Origin of the sequence: Herbaspirillum sp., from assembly GCF_035644555.1 — a bacterium.
In the GTDB taxonomy this organism is placed as follows: domain Bacteria; phylum Pseudomonadota; class Gammaproteobacteria; order Burkholderiales; family Burkholderiaceae_D; genus Herbaspirillum.
This window is the reverse complement of sequence record NZ_DASQOH010000005.1, coordinates 86,602-109,688: the sequence shown is the minus strand read 5'-3', so window position 1 is coordinate 109,688 and position 23,087 is coordinate 86,602. Positions and strand designations below refer to the sequence as shown.

Genomic DNA, 23,087 nt, shown 5'->3' with positions numbered 1-23,087 from the left:
CGATGAGCGCAGCGCTGCATCGTCGGCGGAATTGGCTGGCGGCTTGCGCCTTACAGGTAGCGCGCCAGCAGCTTGCGGGTGGCCACGCGCAGGACGCGGTCGAACAGGTAGCCCAGCAGGCCCAGGGCGATGATGCCCACGAACACCCATTCGGTACGGCTGAAGTTGCGTGCCGTCCAGATCAGCGCGCCCAGGCCTTCGCGGGCCGAGACGATTTCCGCCGAGACCACGGTCAGGAAGGAATTGCCCATGGCGATGCGGGCGCCGGTGACCATGAAGGGTACGGTCGAGGGCAGGATCACGGTGGTCAGGATCTTCCACTGTCCGGCACCGAGCGAGGCCGCGGCGCGCAGGCGCAGCGGGTTCACCGCCTGGACCCCGGCAATCGTGTTCAGAGTGACGATGAAGACGGTGGTGTAGAAGATCAGTGCGATTTTCGACAACTCGCCCGGGCCAAGCCAGATCACGGCCAGGGTGACGAAGGCGATCGGCGGGATGAAACGGAAGAACTCGATATAGGGATCAAGCAACTGGCGTACCGTTTCGAAGCGTCCCATGAAGATGCCCAGCGGCACCCCGATCACCACGCCTGCGCCCCAGCCGGCCAGGATGCGGCCGGACGAAGCCAGCACCGACTGTTGCAGGGTGCCGTCGCTGATCAGTTCCAGCGCGGCGGCCCAGGTCATCGAGACGGAGGGCAGGAACAATGGCGAGGTGGTCATCGAGACCAGTTGCCACAGGACCAGACCACCGACGATGGCGATCACCGAGATCAGGAAAGGACGGGCTGCTTTCATACGACGCCCCAGGTTGGATGGCATGGCCGACTCTTGTGCCGTCGGAGTGGCTGTCTGCGAGAGCTGCGTCATTTCACTAATTCCTCTTCGATCAATCCCTGGGCGCGCAATACGCGGTTCACTTCGGCACCGATGTCGTCGCGGATGCGGGCGTACAGTGCCATGCAGGCCGGGTCGGCCGGATCGCGCGGATGCGGCAGGTCGATGGTTTCGATGGTCTTGATATGGGCACGCGGACCGGCGGTCATGGTCACCACACGGTCGGCCAGGAGGATGGCTTCCCAGATGTCGTGGGTGACGAAGACGATGGTGCAGCCGGTACTCTTCCAGATGCGGTCCAGTTCGCTTTGCAGCACCTCGCGGGTCTGCGCATCGAGGGCGCCGAAGGGTTCATCCATCAGCACCACCGAGGGCTCGTTGACCAGTACCCGAGCGATCTGGGCGCGCTGGCGCATGCCCCCCGACAGTTCGGCGGGGAACTTGTCGATGGCATGCTTCAGGCCCACCAGCGAGACGTAGCGCTCGGCGGCCGAACGTCGCTCGGCCGCTGGTACGCCGCGCAGCTTGAGGCCGTACTCGACGTTCTCACGCACACTCAGCCAGGGGAACAGTGCTTCCGAGGACTGGAACACCACGCCGCGATCCAGCCCCGGTCCCTTGACGCGCTTGCCGTCGATGCTGATCTCGCCGGCCACGTCCTGAAAGCCCGCAATCGCATTGAGCAGGGTGGACTTGCCGCAGCCCGACGGACCCAGCAGGCAGACGAATTCACCGGCGCGGATATCGAGGTCGATGCCGGCCATGATTTCATTGTTGCCGATGGTTAGTCCCACCCGCTTGATGGAAACAGAGGATCCATGTGCCATGACTTACCCCTTGTAGAAGCCGCGCTGCAGTACCTTGCTCATGTCCACCGGCGCCTTGATGGCCTGCTTGGAGAGCAGGAAGTCGCCGATGGCGTTGGCGGTCTTGAGATCGGTATCGGTGAAGTCGCGCACCACCGGTTCCATGTCCTTGAGCGAGTTCAGTGTCTGCGGCACCGGGATGCGGGTGACGGCCTGTACCGATTGCGCAGCGCGTGGCGGATCCTTGCGGGTGATTTCGGCCGCTTCGGCCAGGGCCTTGAGGATGTTGCCGGCCACTTCCTTGTTGGCGGCCAGCCAGCCGGCAGTGGCCGAGAGCCACAGCGTGCTGGTGTAGCCGACGTCGCCACAGGTCATGAGCACATGGCCGCCCTGTTGTACGCCCAGCGTAGGCCACGGTTCCCAGACGAAGTAGGCGTCGATGTCGCCGCGCGCCAGCAGGGCCGGCAGTTCCGGCGGGCCGGAGCGCACCATCTCGATCTTGCTGGCGTCGAGCTTGAGTTGCTTGATGGTCAGGCCGGTGACGTATTCCGAGACCGAGCCGGCGACGATGCCGAACTTCCTGATCTTGTCGGCCGAGGTGATTTCCTTGCGGGCCACCAGCTTGAGGTAGGTCTTGGACTGGTAGGTCACGGCCAGCGGACGCAACTCGGCGCGCGACAGGCGCACGATGTGCGTGGGTTCGCCGGCACAGCCCAGGTTGACCTGGTTGGCCACCAGCGCATTGAGCGCCTCACCGCCATCGGTGTAGGACTGCACCGTGACATTGGGGGCGCCGTGCTTGGCGAAGAGCTTCTCGTTGGCCGCCACGAAGAAGGCTGTGAACACGGGATCGGCACCGACGCCGATGGTGACGGGGGCTCCCTGTGCCAGGGCTGGCAGGGCAGGGGCGGCACCTGCGGCGAGCATCGAAGCGGCGCCGAGCAGAAGCTTGCGGCGTTGTGGCGAGACGGTGGAGTGGGTCACGAGCTTGGTCCTCTTTGTAAGGTTGGTGAAACGCCAGTGGAGTTGGCAGGCACAGCAGTAACAAAGGCAAAAACGTCACGGATGCTTGCGGCGGCGAGCGATGCGCAGGCAAGACTTGAGAGGGGAATGCGCCTTAGCGCTTGATCCCCAGCTTTGCAAAAAGCGCGCCAGCGCTTTCGTAGTTCAGTTCCGACAGTGCGGCGTGCTGGGTGACCACCATCGCATCGCGCACGATGCGTTGCATGCGGTGGGTGCGCTGGATGGCCGCCATGCCGGCGGCCTGGTAGGCGTCGTTGACCACTTCCATCGAGACCCGGGCGGCATAGGTGGCGGAGAGCTTGAGCATCATGTCGATCTCTTCGGTGACGGGATTGCCGGCCACGATCTGTTCCCAGGCCTGTTCGCAGGCGTCGTAGAAGAACATGCGGGCGCTGCGCCACTTGGCTTCGGACAGGCCCAGCTTGATCTTGTAGTAGGCACGATCGGCCAGTCGCAGCGCGCCGGGCATGATCTTGGCGCCGCCGGCCATGTCGGTGACGATGTCCAGCGCGGCGCGGGCCAGTCCGATGTTGACGGCGGCATGCACCTCGGCCTGGTAGGCCAGCGCCGGGTAGCGATACAGGGGTTCATCGATCAGGCCGGCGGCACCGCGTGCGCAGGTCCACTCATGGGCGACGAACTTGTCCTTGAGGCGGGTGTCGTGGCTGCCGGTGCCTTGCATGCCGACCACGTTCCAGTTGTCGATGATCTCCACTTCCTGTGCCGGCATGACGGCCATGAGCGCCGGCTTCTGCGTACCGTCATCGGCACCGGTGTTGTCCTTGATGCCTACGCCGATCCAGTCGGCGCCCTTGCAGCCGCTGGCGAAGTGCCAGCGTCCGGTGATTTCCCAGCCGCCGGGGACGGCCTTGGCTTCCTGCAGGGGATAGAGGCCGCCGGCATAGACCTGGTCGGGGCCATCGGCGTAGATCTTGCGTTGTGTTTCAATCGGCAGGGCGGCCAGATAGGTGTTGGCCGACCCGAAGGCGGCGACCCAGCCGGCCGAGCCATCGGCCTTGGAGATACGCTCGACCATGGCCAGGAAGGCCGCCGGCGCCAACGCTTCACCGCCGAACTTGCGCGGCGTGCCGCTACGGAAGATGCCGGCCTTCTTCATCGTCGCGACGATGTCGCGCGGCACGTGGCCGAGCTGGTCGAATTCATCCCGACGGGCGGTCACTTCCTCGATGAGGACATCCATTTCGGGGGAGTCCGCATGCGGCGGCGCGGCGGTGACGACTTTCTTCTGGACGGGATAAACATCGAGCGTAATCGAATTCATGGCACACCACTTTGGTTGAAAGAAGGTAGCTGAGTGTCATCCTCGGTCAAAGCAGGGTCAAATTCTATTTAGGAATTGTCCCAATGAATATTAGTAATAATGAGTAGAGCGCTCCGTAATCGCGCACGGCGCCCCTGGCCGGTGCACGGCAATCTGGCGCAAAGCCGCTGTGGTCAAGGAGTTTCCGCTGGTCATGCACCAAACGCGAGAGCGCTGGCGACGTGCCGGGCAAATCATTTACGTTATTTATGGAGCTAATCCGTGGTGCGGATTTGCGTCGGGTGGGAGAGGCTGACTACCATCGATGCCGAGATTGAAATGAACGTCGTTCAGTTTCGTCATAGGCTCCTTCTGGCCTTCTTTTCAGGCGGACTTCGCGAGGAGTTCGCCTGTTTTCTTTCTGATTTTTCTCTCTCGATTCTTCCCGTGCAGGTTTGATTCTCGACGCGCTTGTTCGCAGGCCGGCAGCGCCCCAAAATAAATCGGCCGCAAAAGCGGCCGATTTCAATGAATCACACAGGGCGACGTCTTAGTACCGATACCCCAGGGTCAGCATCACAGTCCGATCATCCCCCAGTGCCACAGCCTTTGCCAGGCCGCCGGCATAGTAGTGGGTGTTGAAGATGTTCTTCACGTTCAGCGCGGCGCGCCAGCGTTCGGCATTGTAGGCCACGCCGGCATCGGTGAGGACGTAGCCGGGGAGGGTGTAGCCGTTGGTGCGCATCATGCTCTGGCCATGCACGCCGCCATTCAATTCCCAACCACTGAGTTCGCCCTTGAGGCGGTAGCGGGCGCTGGCGGTGAAGTTGTGGCGCGGGACGTTGTCCAGCCACTGGCCGACCGTGGTGCTGCGTTGTCCGCCGTCGTCGGTGACGATGGCGGCGGTGTAGGAATAGCCGGCATTGAAGCTCAGTCCGTTGCGCAGGTCGGAGGTGATGCTGATCTCGCCGCCTTGCGAACGTTGCTCGCCCACCGCGATGCTGAAGCCGGTGTTGAGCGGATCGCTCACCAGCACGTTGCGGCGGCGCAGGTCGAACACGGCGACGTTGAGGCTGGTGCGGCCTTCGTCGAGATCGAACTTCACGCCTGCTTCCCATTGCTTGCCGGTCTCAGGCTTGAAGGTGCCGCCGCTGACATCGGTACCACTGTTCGGATAGAACGAGGTGGCATAGCTGATGTAGGGGCGCACGCCCTGCAGTACCTCGACCATCAGCGCGGCCGAGCCGGTGGTGGCGCTGGCCGGGTTGTCGGTATGGGTACCGGCGCGCTGGTTGGTGGAATAGGTGGAGGCGTTGTCGTAGCGCAGTCCGGTCAGCAGTTGCCAGCGCTGGCCGAAGCTGATCTTGTCGCGTGCATACAGGCCGGTGTCGCGCACCGTGGTGGAGGTGTTGGTGGTGGCTGCGGTGGGGCAGGTCATGCGCGCGCCATAGACCGGGTTATACACATTGAGGGCGGCAATGCTGCAGGTGTAGGACAGGTTGTCTTCGCGGGAATTCAGGTAGTCCGTGCCGAGGGTGATCTCGTGCTTGCCCAGTGCGGTGTTGAAGCTGCGCTGGACGTTGGTGTCCATCGTGAAGGTCTGGCCTTCGAAGGTCTGGTCGGTGGCCTGGCGGGTGAGGTTGCGGCCGGTGCTGGCGAGTGCGTTGTTGGTGATGACCTGTCCGCTCATCTCGAACTGCTGGTAGCGCACATTGTTGTTGAGCGTCCAGCCATCGTCGAAGCGGTGTGTCAGGGCATAGCCGATGCGGGTCTCGTTGGCGGCATAGGGGCGCGCACCCGGTTCCCCGATGAAGAGGCTGCGCGGCAGGGCGCCGTTGACGTTGGGGTTGATCGAACCGGACAGCGGCAGGCCTTGCTGGCGCACGTAGCTGCGTTCCTGGTAGCTGGTCAGGATGGTGAAGTCGGTGCGCGCACCCAGGTCCAGAGAGAGCGAAGGAGCGATGTAACGGTTCTTGAACCAGACGTGGTCGGTGGCATCGTCCGAATTGGAAATCAGGCCATTGATGCGGAAGGCCTGCTTGCCGTTCTCCGACAGCGATTTGTTGAGATCCACCGTGGTCTGGTAGAAGTTGTGGCTGCCTGCGGTGACGTCGACGTTGGCGAAGTCCGTCCCCTGCGGGCGCTTGCTGACCATGTTGACCAACCCACCCGGCAAGACCAGGCCATAGAGCAGGGAGCCCGGACCCTTGAGCACTTCCACCTGCTGCAGCCCGAACAGCTGCTCGGCCACGCGCGAGCTGGCGGTGGTGCGCAAGCCATCGAGGTAGAGCGAATCGGAGGCGACCTGGCCGCGGATGATCAGGTCGTCCCAGCCGCGTCGGCCATATTGCTGCGCCACCACGCCGGGGACGTTTTCCAGGGCGTCGGCCAGGGACATGGCTTGCTGGCTGTCCAGCATGGCGCGGGTGACCACGGAGACCGACTGTGGGGTCTGCGACAGCGGGGTATCGGATTTGTTGACCTGGGTGCGGGTGGCCTTGAACTGGGTATCGTTCATGCCATCGGCGACCACATCCACCGTGGGCAGTTGAGACGTTGCGGTAGTGGTGGCGTCATTCGGTGCCGTGACCGGGGCGACAGTCTGGGCGTAAGCACCAGCAGATGAGAATGCGAGCAGGACGGCGAGGGCGCCAGGTGAAAGCAAGGGCATGTTTTTTGATAATAATGAGAATAATTATTATTCATGATATCTCATCTGTGTGCGAAGCAATAGACTTTTCCGGTCCGGCATAAGTGAGCTATGCAGGCCCTGGCAGAGCGTAGGCAGTGCAGTGCAGCATGGATAAGGGTTTGCGAGGGGGAGAACGAACGTGCCGGGCGTTGCAATTTTGCAGCCTGCGTTTGCTGGCAGGAAATACGCGGCGAACTTCATGTCGGCCTGTCAAATTTTTCATGTGAAATTGGTTTGACCTGAACAAATGTGACTGCTATCTTGGAACCGGTTCCAAAAGATTCAAATAAATGAGCAGCCCGGAACCGGAAGCACAAATCAACCCACGCAGTACAACGATTTGGCGGGCAACAGTGAGACAAAGCATCAAGACCGGCACCGACCGGGTCACCATCGCACAGGTTGCGCGGGAGGCCGGGGTGTCCAAGACCAGCGTATCGCGTTACCTGGGCGGCGAGTTCGACGCGCTGTCGGTGCGTCTGCGCGACCAGATCGGCAAGACCATTGCGCGCCTGGGCTATCAGCCCAGCCAGATGGCGCGTGGTCTCAAAGGCGGACGGACGCGGCTCATCGGCATGCTGGTGGCCGATATCCTCAATCCCTATTCGGTGGCGGTGCTGCATGGTGCCGAGGCGGCCTGCCAGAAGCATGGTTACACGCTCATGCTGTGCAATACCGGTAATGACGAGGCCCGCGAGAAGCAATCGCTGGCGGCGCTGCATTCCTACAGCGTGGAAGGTCTGCTGTTCAATACCCAGGGGCGCAATGTGACGCCGCTGCGGGAGCTGGGGCAGGCAGCCTTTCCGGTGGTGCTGCTGGATCGCCATGTGGAAGGGTGTGACTTCGACCTGGTGGGCCTGGACAACGTGAAGGCCGCGCAACTTGGCACGCGCCACCTGCTGGCGCAGGGCTATACCGATATCGCGCTGGTGGTGCAGCCGCTGTATGGCGTCAGTTCGCGCCAGGGACGGCAGGCCGGCTTCCTGCAGGCGATGTCGGAGCGGCCCGATTGCCACGGTGAGACGCTGGAAGTGGATGTGGACCAGCCCGGTCATGTGGCCACGGTGCTGCGCGAATTCTTCCTGCGGCGTGCGGCGGCCGGCAGCCAGGGACGGGTGGCGATCCTGGCCGGCAACGGCATGGTGTCGCTGCAGATCGCGCTGGCCTTGCAGAGCATGAAGCTGCGCTTCCCCGATGATTTGGGGCTGTTGTGCTTCGATGAACTGGCCTGGTCGCCGTTGGTCGGCAGCGGCATCAGTACCATCGAACAACCGACTTACGAAATCGGCTTTACCGCCATCGAGCGCCTGCTGGTACGCATTCAGGGCGAGCGTTCGGTGCGCATGGAACTCCTGCTGGATGGGCGACTGATCCACCGTGGGTCGTCGGCCAGCGTGGCCGAGCATCCAGAGCGCGCCCGGGTGGCAGGCATCAGCGAAAAAATCCACACGACGAACACCCTCCAGTACGCCACAGCCTAGCGTGCGTCTGGAACCGGTACCACCGGCAGTCGAGGAAATACAGGCTACTGGTAAGACCTTAGAACAGGACGGAGGATCAGATGCCGTCGGTGTTCGTCAACAGCAGCAAGCCCGGCCTGGCCGGGTTACAGACCTGATCGCGGGATCAAAGCAGGCACAGGCAATAAAGAGGGGCACAAGAATTCATCCGGCGACCAGCGGGAGGGGTTCCGAGCCAAACGGACTGCCGTCACCACGGCAACTATCGAGGAGACCTACATGAGCATCAAGAAGATTTTCAACGCCAAATTCGTTGCACTGACGCTGGCAGCCGCCTGCGCGGTCGCCGGTGCCGCCAGCGCCAGCGCGCAGAGCATCGCCGAGCTGACCAAGAAGGGCAAGATCACCATCGGTGTGGTGAGCGGCACGCCGCCGTTCGGTTCGGTCGATGCCAAGGGCGTACCCATCGGCTACGACGTGGACGTGGCCAACCTGATCGGCAAGTACCTGGGTCTGCCGGTGGAAATCGTGCCGCTGGTGCCACCGGCCCGTATCCCTGCGCTGGAGTCTGGCAAGGTCGACATGCTGGCCGCGACCCTGGCACCCACGCCTGAGCGTGCCAAGTCGGTGCTGTTCACGATCCCCTACAGCGGTTTCGAGCTGTCCATCGTTGGCCCGGTCGGTTCCAACTACAAGAAGCTGGACGACCTGGTGAAGAAGAAGGTGGGTGTCTCGCGTGGTTCGACCAACGACACCGCGCTGACCCGCCTGGCGCCGCCGGGTACCGTGCTGGTGCGTTTCGAGGATGACTCCACCGTGACTCAGGCCCTGCTGTCGAACCAGGTCGATGCAATCTCGATTCCCAACACCATGGCCAATGAAATCGTGAAGTCGCGTGGCCAGGGCAAGATCGAAGTCAAGTTCCCGTACTCGGTGCAGCCGAACTCGATGACCGTGCGCAAGGGTTCCTACGAGCTGCAGCAGTGGCTCAACAACTTCATCTACTACGTCAAGCTCAATGGCGAACTGGATGCGATCTCGCGCAAGTGGTCCGGCCCGCTGCCGAACCTGCCAGTGTTCTGATGGCTGGTACCGGATGCGTCGCATTTGACGCAACCGGTCTGGCAGAAGCGGCTGCACGCAAGGCCTGGTCCTGCCGTGCAGCCTGGGTAGAACAGATCACGCGCCGGTCGGGAAGGAACGGCCGGCGCGGGTTTGTGGGAGGAGCACACGATGCATTACGATTTTCAGTTCGCGTTCATCTTCCAGCATCTTGATCAGTTGCTGGTTGGCGCGCTGCTCACCATACGCTTGAGCGCGCTGTCGATGATCTGCGGTTTGGCGGTGGGTATCTTCGGCGCCATCATTTCCATCCACGGCAGCGCGCCGGCGCGCTTTGCGGTCACGTCCTATGTGGAACTGATCCGCAGCACGCCTTTCCTGGTGCAGCTGTTCATCATCTTTTTCGGCCTGCCTTCGATCGGGGTGCAGGTCGATGCCAACATTGCCGCGCTGGTGGCGATGACGGTCAACCTCGGGGCCTATTCGACCGAGATCGTGCGGGCCGGCATGATGGCCATCCATCCCTCGCAGATCGAGGCGGCGCAGGCGCTGGCCATGACCCGCGGGCAGGTGATCCGCCACGTGGTGCTCACGCCCGCGCTGGAAAAGGTCTATCCGGCCCTGGCCAGCCAGTTCACGCTGATGATGCTGGCCTCCAGTATCGTCTCGGCGATTTCGGCGGAAGAACTCACGGCCACGGCCAACCTGCTGGACGCCGAGACCTTCCGCAGCTTCGAGATCTATCTGGTGGTGATGGTGCTCTACATCCTGCTGGCATTGCTGTTCCGACTGGCCTTCTGGCTGATCGGCCTGGTGGTCTTCAAACGCCGTCGCCGTCTGGGCGTGGCGCGTCCGAGGAGAATGTAATGCTCGCCGAATTTTCCCTTGATAACTTCATCTTCCTGCTGGAAGCGGCGCAGTGGACGCTGTTGCTGTCGGTGCTGGCCTTCGTGGGCGGTGGCATCGCCGGCTTCATCGTGGCGCTGATGCGCACTTCCCATATCGGCGCGCTGCGGGTGCTCTCGACGGTCTATATCCAGATCATCCAGGGCACGCCTGTGCTGATCATCCTGTTCCTGTCCTTCTACGGGCTGGCGATCTTCGGTTACAAGCTGCCGCCGATGGTGGCGGCCACCATTGCCATGACGATCTACTCCAGCGCCTACCTGGGCGAGATCTGGCGTGGTTGCATCGAGGCCGTGCCGGTCCAGCAGTGGGAAGCCTCGACCGCGCTGGCGATGACCCGCTGGCAGCAGTTGCGCTACGTGATCCTGCCGCAGGCGGTGCGCATCTCACTGCCGCCCACCGTGGGCTTCCTGGTGCAGATCGTCAAGAACACTTCGATCGCCTCCATCATCGGTCTGGTGGAACTGGCCCAGGCCGGCAAGCTGGTCAGCAATGCGACCTTCCAGCCCTTCCTGGTGTTCCCCATCGTGGCCGGTATCTACTTCGTTTTCTGCTATCCGCTGTCGCGCTTCAGCTTTGCCTTAGAGAGGAAATTACATGCCCATCGTTGAAATTGACAACATCACCAAGCGCTTCGGCAGCAACCAGGTGTTGAACGGCATTTCGCTGTCGGTCGAGCGCGGCCAGGTGGTGGCCATCATCGGCCGTTCCGGGTCTGGCAAGAGCACCATGCTGCGTTGCATCAACGGCCTGGAGACCATCGACGGCGGCAGCATCACCGTGGCCGGCCACAAGCTCACCAACAAGCATGAACACCTGATCGAGCTGCGCAAGGATGTGGGCATGGTGTTCCAGCATTACAATCTCTTCCCGCACCTGACCGTGGAGGAGAACATCATGTTGTCACCCCGCATCGTGAAGAAGACCGCCACCGAGACTGCCCGCGAGACCGCCATCAAGGTCTTGAAGCAGGTCGGCCTGGACCACAAGCGTGATGCCTATCCCGAGCAGCTTTCGGGTGGTCAGCAGCAGCGCGTGGCGATTGCCCGCTCGCTGGCCATGGAGCCGCAGGTGATGCTGTTCGACGAGGTGACCTCGGCGCTGGACCCGGAACTGACGGCCGAAGTGCTGAAGGTGATGGAAGAGCTGGCCCGTGGCGGCATGACCATGCTGCTGGTGACCCACGAGATGGAGTTTGCGCGCCGGGTGGCGGACCTGACGGTCTTCATGCACCAGGGCAAGGTGTGGGAGGCGCGTCCTTCCAAGGAGTTCTTCGCCGATCCGCAGACGCCGGAGGCCAAGCAGTTCATCGGTGCGGGAGCCATCAAGTGAGCCCGGTCCTGGTCGCTGCTTCGGCCTATGGCGCCGACCTGGTGCGACGGGTCGGCCATGCCGATCTGGTGCCGATGGTGGCGGCGGCCGGGGCGGCAGGCCTGGAGATACGACGCGAGCTGTTCGATGGTCCGCAGGACCTGACGGCGCTGCGTGCGCTGCTGGCGCAGCACAAGCTGTTCGCGGTGTATTCGGCGCCGCTGGAGCTGTTCGGCGCCGATGGCCGTTTTGAGCACGAACAGATGACCCAGGCGATGGCCGAGGCCGAAGAGGTGGGGGCGCGTTTCCTGAAGGTGTCGCTGGGGCATTTCTCGGCGGGCAGCGATCTGCAGTCGCTGTTGCGCTTCCTCTCGCATGCCCCCATCGAAGTCCTGCTGGAAAACGACCAGACCCCGCAAGGTGGTCGGCTGGAGCCCATCGTCAGCTTCCTGGCGCTGTGCACCGGCAATGGCTATGCCTTCGGCATGACCTTCGATATGGGTAACTGGCGCTGGCAGGGTGTCGATCCCGAGACCGCCGCGCGCTCGCTGGCGCCGCACGTGCGTTACGTGCATTGCAAGGGTGTGCAGGAGGATCGCGGCAAGCTCAAGGCGGTGCCGCTGCAGGCACAGGACAGCCACTGGCAGGCCATGCTGGCGCATTTCCCCACGGGCATCCTGCGGGCCATCGAATTCCCCCTGGTGGGCAGCGATCTGGAAGAGACCACGCGCCGCCATGTCGCCATGCTGGCGGCAGTCTGAGGACAACAACAATGACGATGCAACTGGATGTGGTGACCTGGGGTGAAGCCCTGGCACTGCTGGTGGCCGATGAGGTCGGCCCCTTCGAGGAAGTGGAAAAATACACGCGCCGCCTGGCCGGGGCCGAGACCAATGTAGCCATCGGGCTGGCGCGCCTGGGCCTGAAGGTGGGCTGGGCCAGCCGGGTGGGCAATGATGCCTTCGGGCGCTTCATCCGCCAGCGGGTGGCGCAGGAGGGCGTGGATGTCAGCCGTGTGCTGACCGACAGTGAATTCCGTACCGCCATCCAGTTGAAGGCCAAGGCCGTGGATGGGGCCGATCCGGCCATCGAGTATTACCGCAAGGGCTCGGCGGCCAGTCATCTGTCGCTGGCCGATTTCGATGCCGACTACTTCGGCGCGGCGCGGCATCTGCATGCCACCGGCATTGCACCGGCCCTGTCGGCCACGACCATGGCGTTTGCCCTTCATGCGATGGATTTCATGCGCAGCCAGGGCAAGACGATTTCCTTCGACCCCAATCTGCGGCCCATGCTGTGGCCCTCGCAGGAGGTGATGGCGCAGCAGTTGAATGCGCTGGCCTTCAAGGCTGACTGGGTGTTGCCGGGCCTGGCCGAAGGCAGGATTCTGACCGGCCGCAGCGAGGCGCGCGATATCGCCGCCTTCTATCTGGAGCGCGGCGTGCAGATGGTGGTCATCAAGCTCGGTGCAGAAGGCGCCTACTGGCGCAATGCGCAGGGCGAGGGCAGGGTGGCCGGCGTCGCGGTCAAGGAAGTGGTCGATACCGTGGGCGCCGGTGACGGCTTTGCTGTGGGCGTGATCAGTGGCATGCTGGAGGGCTTGCCGGTGGAGCAGGCAGTGATGCGGGGCAACCGCATCGGTGCCTTCGCCATCCAGGTGGTGGGCGATATGGAAGGCCTGCCGACACGGACCGAGCTGGAGGCGGCTTCGGCCTAGTTTCCCCCGGGCCAGGATTCAACAAACAGGAAATACGATGAAGCAGCGTGTAGTGGTCTACAAGAAATTGCCCGAAGCGTTGGCGCAGCGCCTGCAGTCGGAGTTTGACGTGAGCTGGTTCGACCGCGTCACCGAGGCCAATCGCGCCGACTTCATCGCCGCGCTCAAGACCGCGCATGGCATGATCGGGGCCAGCCTGCCGATCACCAATGCCATGCTGGAGGGCGCGCCGGAGTTGAAGATCGCCTCCACCATCTCGGTCGGGGTGGACAATTTCGACCTGGAGTATTTCCGCCAGCGCGGCCTGATGCTGGCGCATACGCCCGGCGTGCTGACCGAGGCGACCGCCGACACCATCTTTGCCCTGATCCTGTCCACCGCCCGCCGGGTGGTGGAGCTGGCCGGGTACGTCAAGGCCGGTCAGTGGAAGGGCAGTATCGGCGAGGCCCAGTTCGGCGTGAACGTGTACGGCAAGACCCTGGGCCTGATCGGCATGGGACGCATCGGCAGCGCGGTGGCGCGCCGGGCGCATCATGGTTTCGGCATGCCCATCCTGTATCACAATACCCGCCCCAATCCCGAGGCCGAGCGCGAACTCGATGCGCGCTATGTCAGCAAGGAAGAGCTGCTGGCGCAGGCCGACTTCGTCTGCCTGATGCTGCCGTTGACGCCCGCCACCGAGCGCATGATCGGCGCGCGCGAATTCGGGATGATGAAGCGCAGTGCCATCTTCATCAATGCCTCACGGGGTCGTATCGTCGACGAGGCCGCGCTGATCCGGGCGCTGCAGGACAAGACCATCTACGGCGCCGGCCTGGATGTGTTCGAGGTCGAGCCGCTGCCGGTCGAGTCGCCCCTGCTGACATTGTCGAACGTGGTGGCCTTGCCCCACATCGGTTCGGCCACCCACGAAACCCGCCTGGCCATGGCCGAACTGGCCGTCACCAACCTGATTGCCGGCCTGCGCGGCGAACCGGTTCCCCACCTGGCAGTCTGATCCCACGGATATTGCCCGCAGGCACAGCCCGGGCAATTCCGCTGCATGAAGTTTTTTTCACTTGCGCAGCATTTCCTCTTCCGTTCACGTGAATCTTTGGTGTATGCTGCGAACATTAAAAAGAACGATCGTGCTAAAAAACGGTAGGCAGTTCGTTTTGCTTTTATAATCCTGCGGAAGTTTACGTTTACGTCAATTCCTTTTTGCAAGGGCCATGCGATGAAAGTATTAGTACCAGTCAAGCGCGTCGTGGATTACAACGTCAAGGTGCGCGTCAAGAGTGACGGCAGTGGCGTCGATATCGCCAACGTCAAGATGTCGATGAACCCGTTTGACGAAATCGCGGTGGAAGAAGCCGTGCGCCTGAAGGAGGGCGGCAAGGTCACCGAGGTGATCGCCGTTTCCGCCGGCGTGACCCAGTGCCAGGAAACCCTGCGCACCGCCATGGCCATTGGCGCCGATCGCGGCATCCTGGCTGAAGTCGGTGCCGATGTGGAACTGCAACCGCTGGCCGTGGCCAAGATCCTCAAGGCGCTGGCTGAGAAGGAACAGCCGCAGCTGATCATCCTGGGCAAGCAGGCCATCGACGATGACTGCAACCAGACCGGCCAGATGCTGGCGGCCCTGCTGGGCTGGCCGCAAGCCACCTTCGCCTCCAAGGTCGTGCTGGAAGACGGCAAGGTCAGCGTGACCCGCGAAGTGGACGGCGGCCTGGAAACCCTGGCCCTGACCCTGCCGGCCATCATCACCACCGACCTGCGCCTGAACGAGCCGCGTTATGTGACGCTGCCCAACATCATGAAGGCCAAGAAGAAGCAACTGGACACCGTCAAGCCCGAGGAGCTGGGCGTGGACGTCACCCCGCGCGTGAAGACGCTCAAGGTCACCGAGCCGGCCAAGCGCAGCGCCGGCGTGAAGGTGCCGGATGTCGCGACCCTGGTCGCCAAACTGAAAAATGAAGCCAAGGTGATCTGATCATGACCGCACTCGTTATTGCTGAACACGACAACGCCAGCCTCAAGGGCAGCACCCTCAACACCATCACTGCCGCCGTGCAGGCTGGTGGTGACGTCCACGTGCTGGTGGCCGGTTCCAATGCCAAGGCCGTGGCCGACGCCGCTGCGCAAGTCGCCGGTGTGGCCAAGGTCCTGTTGGCCGATGGCGCGCAATTCGCCGATGGCCTGGCCGAGAACGTGGCCGAACAGGTCCTGGCCATTGCCAAGGACTACAGCCACATCCTGGCGCCCGCTACCGCCTACGGCAAGAACATCCTGCCGCGCGTGGCCGCCCGCCTGGACGTGGGCCAGATTTCCGACATCACCAAGGTGGAGTCGGCCGATACCTTCGAGCGTCCCATCTACGCCGGCAACGCCATCGCGACCGTGCAGTCGATCGACCCGATCAAGGTCATCACCGTGCGTACCACCGGTTTCGATCCGGCTGCACAGGGTGGCTCGGCCGCGGTGGAGAGCATTGCGGCGGTGGCCGATTCGGGCAAGTCCAGCTTCGTGGGCCGTGAAGTCGCCAAGTCGGATCGTCCGGAACTGACGGCCGCCAAGATCATCGTCTCCGGTGGTCGTGGCATGGGCTCGTCGGAAAGCTTCAAGATCCTGGAGCCGCTGGCTGACAAGTTGAACGCCGCCATGGGCGCCTCCCGCGCCGCCGTCGATGCAGGTTACGTGCCCAACGACTGGCAGGTTGGTCAGACCGGCAAGATCGTGGCCCCGCAACTGTACATCGCCGTCGGTATCTCCGGCGCCATCCAGCATCTGGCCGGGATGAAGGATTCCAAGGTCATCGTCGCCATCAACAAGGACGAGGAAGCGCCGATCTTCTCGGTGGCCGATTACGGCCTGGTGGGTGACCTCTTCGAGGTCGTGCCGGAGCTGGTCAAGCAGCTCGGTTGATCGCCCCGTACCGTAGTTTTCGCCCCGGCTTTCGCCGGGGTGTTTTCATGCAAGCAAGGAATGCCGCCAGAGCGTTCCCTATTGGAGGTTGGAGATGAGTTACACCGCGCCCGTGAAGGATATGTTGTTCGTCATGAACGAACTGGCCGGCCTGGCTGCCGTCAATGCGCTGCCTGGCTGCGAAGATGCCACGCCGGAAACGGCCGAGGCCATCCTGGAAGAAAACGCCAGGTTCTGCAGCGAGGTGGTCGCGCCACTGAATCATTCTGCCGACAAGCAACCCAGTTCCTGGGCCGATGGCAAGGTGACCACCAGCCCCGGCTTCAAGGAAGCCTTCCGGCAGTTCGGCGAGGCCGGCTGGCAAGGTGTGCAGCACCCGGTGGAGTTCGGCGGGCAAGGCTTGCCCAAGCTGCTGGCCACGCCCTGCATCGAGATGCTGAACTCGGCCAACCTGTCCTTTGCGCTGTGTCCGCTGTTGACCGACGGCACCATCGAGGCGCTGATGACGGCCGGTACCCAGCAGCAGAAGGAAACCTTCATCGCCAACTTCATCTCGGGCAAGTGGACCGGCACCATGAACCTGACCGAGCCGCAGGCCGGCTCCGACCTGGCGCTGGTGCGTACCCGTGCCGTGCCGGAGGGGGATGGCACCTACAAGCTCTTCGGCACCAAGATCTTCATCACCTACGGTGAGCACGACATGGCCGAGAACATCGTCCATCTGGTGTTGGCCCGTACCCCCAATGCGCCTGAAGGCGTGAAGGGCATTTCGCTGTTCATCGTGCCCAAGTTCCTGGTCAATGCCGATGGTTCGCTGGGTGAGCGCAACGACGTGCATTGCGTGTCCATCGAACACAAGCTGGGCATTAAGGCCAGCCCGACGGCCGTGCTGCAGTTCGGCGACCATGGTGGTGCCATCGGCACGCTGGTGGGCGAAGAGAATCGCGGCCTGGAATACATGTTCATCATGATGAACGCGGCGCGCTTCGCCGTGGGCATCCAGGGTCTGTCGGTGTCGGAGCGTGCCTATCAGCAGGCCGTGGCCTATGCCCGCGACCGCGTGCAGTCACGCGACCTGGCAGGCTCGCCGGGGCCGGTGGCCATCATCCGCCAGCCGGACGTGCGCCGCATGCTCATGTCCATGCGCGCCCAGATCGAGGCGGCGCGTGCGCTGGCCTACGTGGCCGCGGCCACCTCGGATGCGGCGCACTTCAGCGATGACGACGCTACCCGCAAGGCCAATCAGGCTTTCTATGAATACCTGGTGCCCATCGTCAAGGGCTGGATCACCGAGCTGTCCATCGATGTTACTTCCACCGGTGTGCAGGTGCATGGCGGCATGGGCTTCATCGAAGAGACCGGCGCTGCGCAGTATTATCGCGACGCCCGCATCCTGCCCATCTACGAAGGCACCACGGCCATCCAGGCCAATGACCTGGTCGGCCGCAAGACCACCCGCGATGGTGGCGCAGTGGCCAAGGGCATCCTGGCCAAGGTGCGTCAGACCGTGTCCGAGTTGCAGGGCGATGCGCAATTGCAGCCCATCGCCACGCGTCTGGCCGAGGCCGCCGATGCGCTGGAACAGGTGGTCGATTATGTGGTGGGCAACGTCAAGGACGACATCAAGGCGGTCTTCGCCGGCAGCGTGCCTTACCTGAAGATGGCCGGCGTGGTGCTGGGCGGCTGGCAGATGGCGCGCGCGGCAGCGGTATCGGCCTCCAGGCTCAAGTCCGGCGAGGGTGACAGCAAGTTCTACGAGGCCAAGCTGGCCACGGCGCGTTTCTATGCCGAGCAGATCCTGCCGCAGGCGCTGGCCTATCGCACGGCCATCATCGAGGGTGGGCAGGCGGTGATGGCGCTGGACGAAGACCAGTTCTGACCCGGTCTTGCGCCTGTCAGCCCGGAAGGCCGCTCTGGCGGTTTTCCGGGCTTGTGTCTTTCTAGGGAGCGGGCGCAGGCCTTCAGCCGAAGGCGCCACCGGTGAAGAGCAGGTCAAAGCTGCGCGCCAGCAGGGCGATCACACCCATGGCACCCAGGCCGACGGTGAGTACCAGGATCACCGCCAGTATCCAGTGCGATTCCGAGGTCTTGCCGCTGCCGGCATTGTGCCGGGCATCCCATTTCTCGTCAGGCGTGAGACCGATCACCAGCGCTTCCAGGCAGGCGATCAGCGCGGAGAGCGCCAAGGGCAGGGCGGTGAACAGTCGAGGAGCTTCCGGTTGCGCCGCCACCAGGCCCAGCGACAGCGGGATGGCCAGGATGTGCAGCCAGCCAAAGCGGTCGCGTCCGCCGTACAGATAGAAGCGATGCAGGCCGATGCTGCCGGTCACGGTGGCCAGGAAGGTCGTCAGGGTCTTGTGCTTGTGGCGGGGTGCAGAAGGCATGCCGGTTGTCTCTTTGTTCTGGTTGTTGCCGTGGCGCATGAAGCTCCCGGCAATGTTGTTGTCAAGCTGTCGGCGCAGTATAGCCGAGGTGCCGGGGGCTGGCCTGCGGGATAGCCCAGACGGCCAGCCGTGGCCGATGTGGCCGCTGATCTGATGTCATTTGGCATCAGATTTGCTGCTTTTTGGGCGTTTTGGGGCCGTTTCTGCGTTGGTCAACTGCACAAAAGCGCCAAGCAGCTTGCCCGAGGGTGGGGAAGTCCGTTATAATCTGCGGCTTTTCCGTGTCCGTATTCTTACTGGAACCATTATGGTCGTTATTCGTTTAGCTCGTGGCGGCGCCAAGAAGCGCCCCTTCTACAACATCGTTGCAACCGACTCGCGCAATCGTCGCGATGGCCGTTTCATCGAGCGCATCGGCTTCTACAACCCGGTCGCTTCGGGCAAGGAAGAAGCAGTGCGTATCGCTGCTGACCGCCTGGCTCACTGGCAAGGCGTTGGCGCACAACTGTCGCCGACCGTTGCTCGCCTGGTTGCCCAAGCTGGTACCAAGGCTGCTGCCTGATCAAGTTTTTCCTGTCTGATCCGGCGCTGCGACTTATCGTGGCGCAAGTGTGAAGATCAGGTCTGGCGTACCCATGACTTATCCAGCCCAGGCGGGTTTCTCCGCACCCGACGATCTCGTGGTCGTCGGCCATGTGACAGGAGCCTACGGAATCCAGGGCTGGATTCGCGTGCGTCCGTATTCTTCGGAAGCGGATGCCTTGCTCAATGCCAAGACCTGGTGGCTGGAGAAATCCGGCCAGCCCAAGCAGGACGTCGATGTCATGCAGTCCAAGGGGCATAGCGGCGATATCGTCGCGCGCCTGACCGGGGTAGCCGACCGCAATGCGGCCGAAGCGATGAAGGGAACGGTGGTCTCCATCTCCCGCAAGCACTTCCCGGCACTGGATGACAATGAATTCTACTGGGTCGACCTGATCGGCTCGGCGGTGGAAAATCTCCAGGGTGAACAGCTGGGCGTGGTGTCCGACATGATGGACAACGGCGCGCATCCCATCCTGAAGGTGACGGCTCCGGCACAGGAAACTGCGGTCGAGCCCGAAGACGCTGTCGAGGCAAAGCCCAGGAAGGGCGCCAGGGAGAAATCCGTGGCTGCGCCTGAGATGCTGATCCCCTTCGTCGACCAGTTCGTCAAGACGGTACTGCCGAAGGACAAGAAGATTGTCGTCGACTGGGGCAAGGACTACTGAATGTTGGAGAACTACTGACCGTCCAGGTCAGTTTTTCTTTTCCGCCCCGCTTGATGTAGAGAGTTACCTGGAAATGGAGGCGTGATGCAGTTTGATGTCGTCACTCTGTTTCCCGAAATGTTTGCCGCGCTGACGCAATCCGGCATTACCCGCCGGGCGCTGGAGCAGAAGCGCTGGGGCTTGTCGCTGTGGAATCCGCGTGAATTCACGACCGACAACCATCGCACCGTGGATGACCGTCCCTATGGGGGTGGTCCCGGCATGGTGATGCTGGCCAAGCCCCTGCAGGCGGCCATCGAGGCTGCCCAGGCACGTCAGCAGACGCTGGGCCTGGACAAGCCAAGGGTGATCTACCTGTCGCCGCAAGGCGCGCCGCTGACCCATGAACGGGTGGTGCGGCTGTCGCAGGACAGTGGGGCCGTGCTGCTGTGCGGCCGCTATGAAGCCATCGACCAGCGCCTGCTCGACAAGTGCGTGGACGAGGAAATCAGCATCGGTGATTTCGTGCTTTCCGGCGGCGAACTGCCCGCCATGGCGCTGATGGATGCAGTGATCCGGCTATTGCCGGGTGCGCTCAACGATAGCGCCTCGGCCGTGGAAGACAGCTTCGTCAATGGGCTGCTGGATTCGCCGCATTACACGCGTCCGGAAGTCTATGAAGGTGAGCCGGTGCCCGCCATCCTGTTGGGGGGGCACCATGCCGAGATCCAGAAATGGCGTCGGCAGCGTGCGCTGGAAGCTACTTTGACCAAGCGCCCCGATCTGATCGTCAGGGCCAGGGAACAGGGCCTGTTGAGCAAGACCGATGAAAAGTTTCTGAGCAGCCTGCCGCAGCCGTAGTCAGTATCGCCGGCATGCAGGTCGCCAAATCGAAGTCGTACCAGCAGTACCGCAGGTCCAGCGATGGACCCGCACCGTGCAGCGGCCTGGCCGCTGCGTTTGAAACCCCATCCTCTACCGGGCTACACAATCAGCCTTCGGGCAACGGCGCCGGCAAGATGGTTACAGGAGCAAAAAATGGATCTGATCCAGCAACTCGAGCAAGAAGAGATCGCGCGTCTCGCCAAGAACATTCCCGACTTCGCCCCCGGCGACACCGTGATTGTCAGCGTCAACGTGGTTGAAGGCACCCGCAAGCGCGCCCAGGCCTACGAAGGCGTGGTCATCGCCCGCCGCAACCGTGGTCTGAATTCCAACTTCATCGTGCGCAAGATTTCGTCCGGTGAAGGCGTTGAGCGTACCTTCCAGCTGTACTCGCCGCTGATCGCTTCGATCGAAGTCAAGCGTCGTGGCGACGTGCGTCGCGCCAAGCTGTACTACCTGCGCGAACGTTCGGGCAAGTCGGCACGTATCAAGGAAAAGCTGCCCAGCCGCGCTGCAAAGGCTGCTGCTGCCGAGTAATCGGTTGCATGTTGATGCGTCAGGAAAAGGGGTGTCTCGCGACACCCCTTTTTCGTTTCCGTCAGTTGCATTGCATTCTTCGTTGAATTCCGATTAACAGATCTCAGATCAAGCGAGCACATCGTGGCCAGTTTCGATCCCGTCAACCTGCCGGTGGATGCCGTCGCCGGCGAAAGCGCCCTGGATGCGGCGCGCCTGAACGCTGACTGGCTGCGCCAGCGCTTTGCCACACCGCCGCGCTGGGAACCCGAGCACAGCGGCGACCAACTGGCACGCATGGCCGAGACCAAGGGCCGCTTCCGGCTGGCGTCGGTCTTGATTCCGATCGTGCTGCGGGAAGAGGGGATGACGGTACTCTTCACGCGCCGCACCGCTGACCTGAAGGATCATGCCGGCCAGATCAGCTTCCCCGGTGGTCGCCGCGAAGACTATGACGGCTCGGCCATCGAGACCGCCTTGCGCGAGACCGAGGAAGAAATCGGCCTGGCCCGACAATACGTCGAGGTCATCGGTTCCCTGCCCGATTACTTCACCGGCACCGGTTACCGCGTCACCCCGGTGGCCGGCCTGATTCAGCCTCCCTTCGAGGCGGTCGGCGATCCCCGTGAGGTGGCGGAGATCTTCGAGGTGCCGCTGGCCTTCCTGATGGATGGACTGAACCACCAGCGCCGCTCGGTGGAACTGCCGCAGCCGGTGGGCCGGCGCAGCTTCTATACCATGCCCTATGAACGTTATTTCATATGGGGGGCAACCGCAGGCATGCTACGCAACCTTTTCCATTTCCTCCGTAGCTGAGTCAAATGTAGTGTTTGGTCAGCTGGTTGTCTCTTATAAGAGACGACAAGTCTTTGTTAGTGTTCAAAAGCGTAAATATTGATGACATCGCGAGCTTGATTCTCGTCAACAAATCAATTGTTTGATTCCCATCTTGCACTGCGCTATCGTACGGGCTACAGAGACACCTAAGGCTGCTTGATGACATTTCTATCCATTCTCTTTGCGCTGTTAATCGAACAACTCAAACCACTGCGTGCAGACAATCCGGTTTATGCATCCATCAAGTCTTTCGCGGCCACGATAGAGGGCTGGTTCAACGCCGGCCATGTTCATCACGGCCGACTGGGCTGGGTGGTGATGGTCGGTGCACTGACCGTGCCGGTGGCGCTGGTGTACTGGTTGCTGCTGCATGTGAGCCTGGTGGCGGCGTTCGCCTGGAACGTCCTGGTGGTCTACATGACGCTGGGCTTCCGTCATTACAGTCATTACTTCACTTCCATCCAGCTGGCCCTGAACACGGGCGACGAGATGACCGCGCGTACCCTGCTGGCCGAATGGACCAAGCTGGATACCGCCGGCATGGACGTCAGCGAAATTTCGCGCATCGCCTCCGAGCGCGCCCTGATCACCACGCATCGCCATGTGTTTGGCGTGTTCTTCTGGTTCCTGATGCCGGTCGGCCCGGCACTGGCGGTGATGTATCGCGTCGCCGAATATCTCTCGCGCGCCTGGAACGAGCCCGATCACATGAAGTTCGAGGCCTTCGGCCGCTTCGCTGCCCAGGCCTTCTACTGGATCGACTGGATTCCGGCACGCCTGACCGCCTCCGCCTTTGCCGTGGTGGGTAACTTCGAGGATGCCATCTACGCCTGGCGCAACTTCGCCAACCGCTGGGAGGACGAGGCTGCCGGCATCATCCTGGCCGCCGGTGGTGGCGCCATGGGCGTGCGTTTCGGCACCGAAAACCAGGCCGCTGCCGGCATCATCCTGCCGGTCGATGCGGCTACGGTCGATTCCATGCCCGAGGAAACCGACGGCCTGCCCGGCGACACACCATCCCCGCGCACCCTGCAGAGCACCGTGGGCCTGGTCTGGCGTGCCTTGTTGCTGTGGATGTTCCTGTTGCTGCTGCTGTCAGTCGCGGTCTGGATGGGCTAGTTCTTTCGAATTGAGACGAGCGGGCAATGGCCCGCTTCGTTTTTTTGGGGAACGCGATTCCCGCCAACCCGGTATACTTCCGGATTCACATCACCAAGATCGCATCCCGCCCGGCAGCAGCTCAGCCCGGACCAGGAAC

The 23,087-nt window shown here is 62.6% G+C and carries 23 protein-coding genes; 17 read left to right on the top strand and 6 right to left on the bottom strand.

Features of this window, described 5'->3' with window-relative positions:
- Window positions 1-50: 50 nt before the first annotated feature.
- The 5 genes from VE092_RS01615 to VE092_RS01595 all read right to left on the bottom strand — a co-directional run bounded on the left by VE092_RS01615 (window position 51) and on the right by VE092_RS01595 (window position 6,597).
- A complete protein-coding gene (locus VE092_RS01615; RefSeq protein WP_006462387.1) occupies window positions 51-869 on the bottom strand; it encodes an ABC transporter permease in 819 nt (272 codons plus the stop codon).
- Window positions 866-1,663 carry an ABC transporter ATP-binding protein gene (locus VE092_RS01610; protein WP_006462388.1) on the bottom strand — a complete coding sequence of 266 codons (798 nt, stop codon included), beginning with the start codon at window positions 1,661-1,663 and terminating at the stop codon, window positions 866-868. The genes VE092_RS01615 and VE092_RS01610 overlap by 4 nt, the downstream gene beginning before the upstream one ends.
- Before the next feature lie 3 nt (window positions 1,664-1,666).
- The gene (locus tag VE092_RS01605) at window positions 1,667-2,626 is read right to left on the bottom strand and encodes an ABC transporter substrate-binding protein (protein WP_006462389.1); all 960 of its coding nucleotides are present in this window, start codon (window positions 2,624-2,626) and stop codon (window positions 1,667-1,669) included.
- Window positions 2,627-2,759: 133 nt separating this feature from the next.
- A complete protein-coding gene (locus VE092_RS01600) occupies window positions 2,760-3,947 on the bottom strand; it encodes an acyl-CoA dehydrogenase family protein (protein WP_006462390.1) in 1,188 nt (395 codons plus the stop codon).
- 529 nt (window positions 3,948-4,476) lie between these two features.
- The gene (locus tag VE092_RS01595) at window positions 4,477-6,597 is read right to left on the bottom strand and encodes a TonB-dependent siderophore receptor (RefSeq protein WP_324873149.1); all 2,121 of its coding nucleotides are present in this window, start codon (window positions 6,595-6,597) and stop codon (window positions 4,477-4,479) included.
- Window positions 6,598-6,971: 374 nt separating this feature from the next.
- Between VE092_RS01595 and VE092_RS01590 the strand changes: the two genes are divergently transcribed.
- The 11 genes from VE092_RS01590 (at window position 6,972) to VE092_RS01540 (ending at window position 17,857) form a co-directional block, all read left to right on the top strand.
- Window positions 6,972-8,099, top strand: a complete 1,128-nt coding sequence (locus VE092_RS01590; RefSeq protein WP_006462393.1) for a LacI family DNA-binding transcriptional regulator — start codon at window positions 6,972-6,974, stop codon at window positions 8,097-8,099.
- Between the two features lie 258 nt (window positions 8,100-8,357).
- Window positions 8,358-9,161 (top strand): transporter substrate-binding domain-containing protein, encoded by an 804-nt coding sequence (locus tag VE092_RS01585; RefSeq protein WP_006462394.1) that lies wholly within the window; start codon window positions 8,358-8,360, stop codon window positions 9,159-9,161.
- A 150-nt stretch (window positions 9,162-9,311) separates the two neighbouring features.
- Window positions 9,312-10,007, top strand: coding sequence for an amino acid ABC transporter permease (locus tag VE092_RS01580; RefSeq protein WP_006462395.1), 696 nt, complete (start codon window positions 9,312-9,314; stop codon window positions 10,005-10,007).
- Window positions 10,007-10,657, top strand: coding sequence for an amino acid ABC transporter permease (locus tag VE092_RS01575; RefSeq protein ID WP_006462396.1), 651 nt, complete (start codon window positions 10,007-10,009; stop codon window positions 10,655-10,657). The genes VE092_RS01580 and VE092_RS01575 overlap by 1 nt, the downstream gene beginning before the upstream one ends.
- Window positions 10,644-11,378 (top strand): amino acid ABC transporter ATP-binding protein, encoded by a 735-nt coding sequence (locus VE092_RS01570; RefSeq protein ID WP_006462397.1) that lies wholly within the window; start codon window positions 10,644-10,646, stop codon window positions 11,376-11,378. The genes VE092_RS01575 and VE092_RS01570 overlap by 14 nt, the downstream gene beginning before the upstream one ends.
- Window positions 11,375-12,118 carry a sugar phosphate isomerase gene (locus VE092_RS01565; protein WP_324873141.1) on the top strand — a complete coding sequence of 248 codons (744 nt, stop codon included), beginning with the start codon at window positions 11,375-11,377 and terminating at the stop codon, window positions 12,116-12,118. Before VE092_RS01570 ends, VE092_RS01565 begins: the two co-directional genes overlap by 4 nt.
- A gap of 11 nt (window positions 12,119-12,129) precedes the next feature.
- Window positions 12,130-13,074, top strand: coding sequence for a sugar kinase (locus VE092_RS01560; RefSeq protein ID WP_324873138.1), 945 nt, complete (start codon window positions 12,130-12,132; stop codon window positions 13,072-13,074).
- Window positions 13,075-13,111: 37 nt separating this feature from the next.
- Window positions 13,112-14,071 (top strand): D-glycerate dehydrogenase, encoded by a 960-nt coding sequence (locus VE092_RS01555; RefSeq protein ID WP_324873136.1) that lies wholly within the window; start codon window positions 13,112-13,114, stop codon window positions 14,069-14,071.
- A gap of 219 nt (window positions 14,072-14,290) precedes the next feature.
- A complete protein-coding gene (locus VE092_RS01550; protein WP_006462401.1) occupies window positions 14,291-15,046 on the top strand; it encodes an electron transfer flavoprotein subunit beta/FixA family protein in 756 nt (251 codons plus the stop codon).
- Between the two features lie 2 nt (window positions 15,047-15,048).
- Window positions 15,049-15,978: an electron transfer flavoprotein subunit alpha/FixB family protein gene (locus tag VE092_RS01545; protein WP_006462402.1), complete on the top strand. Its 930-nt coding sequence runs from the start codon at window positions 15,049-15,051 to the stop codon at window positions 15,976-15,978.
- A 94-nt stretch (window positions 15,979-16,072) separates the two neighbouring features.
- Window positions 16,073-17,857: an acyl-CoA dehydrogenase gene (locus VE092_RS01540; protein ID WP_324873131.1), complete on the top strand. Its 1,785-nt coding sequence runs from the start codon at window positions 16,073-16,075 to the stop codon at window positions 17,855-17,857.
- Between the two features lie 82 nt (window positions 17,858-17,939).
- Here the strand turns inward: VE092_RS01540 and VE092_RS01535 are convergent, their stop codons facing one another.
- Window positions 17,940-18,362 (bottom strand): hypothetical protein, encoded by a 423-nt coding sequence (locus VE092_RS01535; protein WP_324873129.1) that lies wholly within the window; start codon window positions 18,360-18,362, stop codon window positions 17,940-17,942.
- A 307-nt stretch (window positions 18,363-18,669) separates the two neighbouring features.
- On the opposite strand from VE092_RS01535, the gene rpsP reads away from it, so the two are divergent.
- The 6 genes from rpsP (at window position 18,670) to VE092_RS01505 (ending at window position 22,948) form a co-directional block, all read left to right on the top strand.
- A complete protein-coding gene (rpsP, locus tag VE092_RS01530; protein WP_006462405.1) occupies window positions 18,670-18,924 on the top strand; it encodes a 30S ribosomal protein S16 in 255 nt (84 codons plus the stop codon).
- Window positions 18,925-18,997: 73 nt separating this feature from the next.
- A complete protein-coding gene (rimM, locus tag VE092_RS01525; protein ID WP_241811902.1) occupies window positions 18,998-19,612 on the top strand; it encodes a ribosome maturation factor RimM in 615 nt (204 codons plus the stop codon).
- Window positions 19,613-19,696: 84 nt separating this feature from the next.
- Entirely contained in the window at window positions 19,697-20,452 is a 756-nt protein-coding gene (gene trmD, locus VE092_RS01520; RefSeq protein WP_102661397.1) for a tRNA (guanosine(37)-N1)-methyltransferase TrmD, read from the top strand.
- 177 nt (window positions 20,453-20,629) lie between these two features.
- Window positions 20,630-21,013 carry a 50S ribosomal protein L19 gene (rplS, locus tag VE092_RS01515; RefSeq protein ID WP_006462408.1) on the top strand — a complete coding sequence of 128 codons (384 nt, stop codon included), beginning with the start codon at window positions 20,630-20,632 and terminating at the stop codon, window positions 21,011-21,013.
- A 123-nt stretch (window positions 21,014-21,136) separates the two neighbouring features.
- On the top strand, window positions 21,137-21,808 hold the full coding sequence (locus VE092_RS01510) for a CoA pyrophosphatase (RefSeq protein ID WP_324873120.1): 672 nt from the start codon (window positions 21,137-21,139) through the stop codon (window positions 21,806-21,808).
- Window positions 21,809-21,988: 180 nt separating this feature from the next.
- Window positions 21,989-22,948 (top strand): CobD/CbiB family protein, encoded by a 960-nt coding sequence (locus tag VE092_RS01505; RefSeq protein ID WP_006462410.1) that lies wholly within the window; start codon window positions 21,989-21,991, stop codon window positions 22,946-22,948.
- The last annotated feature ends 139 nt before the right edge of the window (window positions 22,949-23,087 follow it).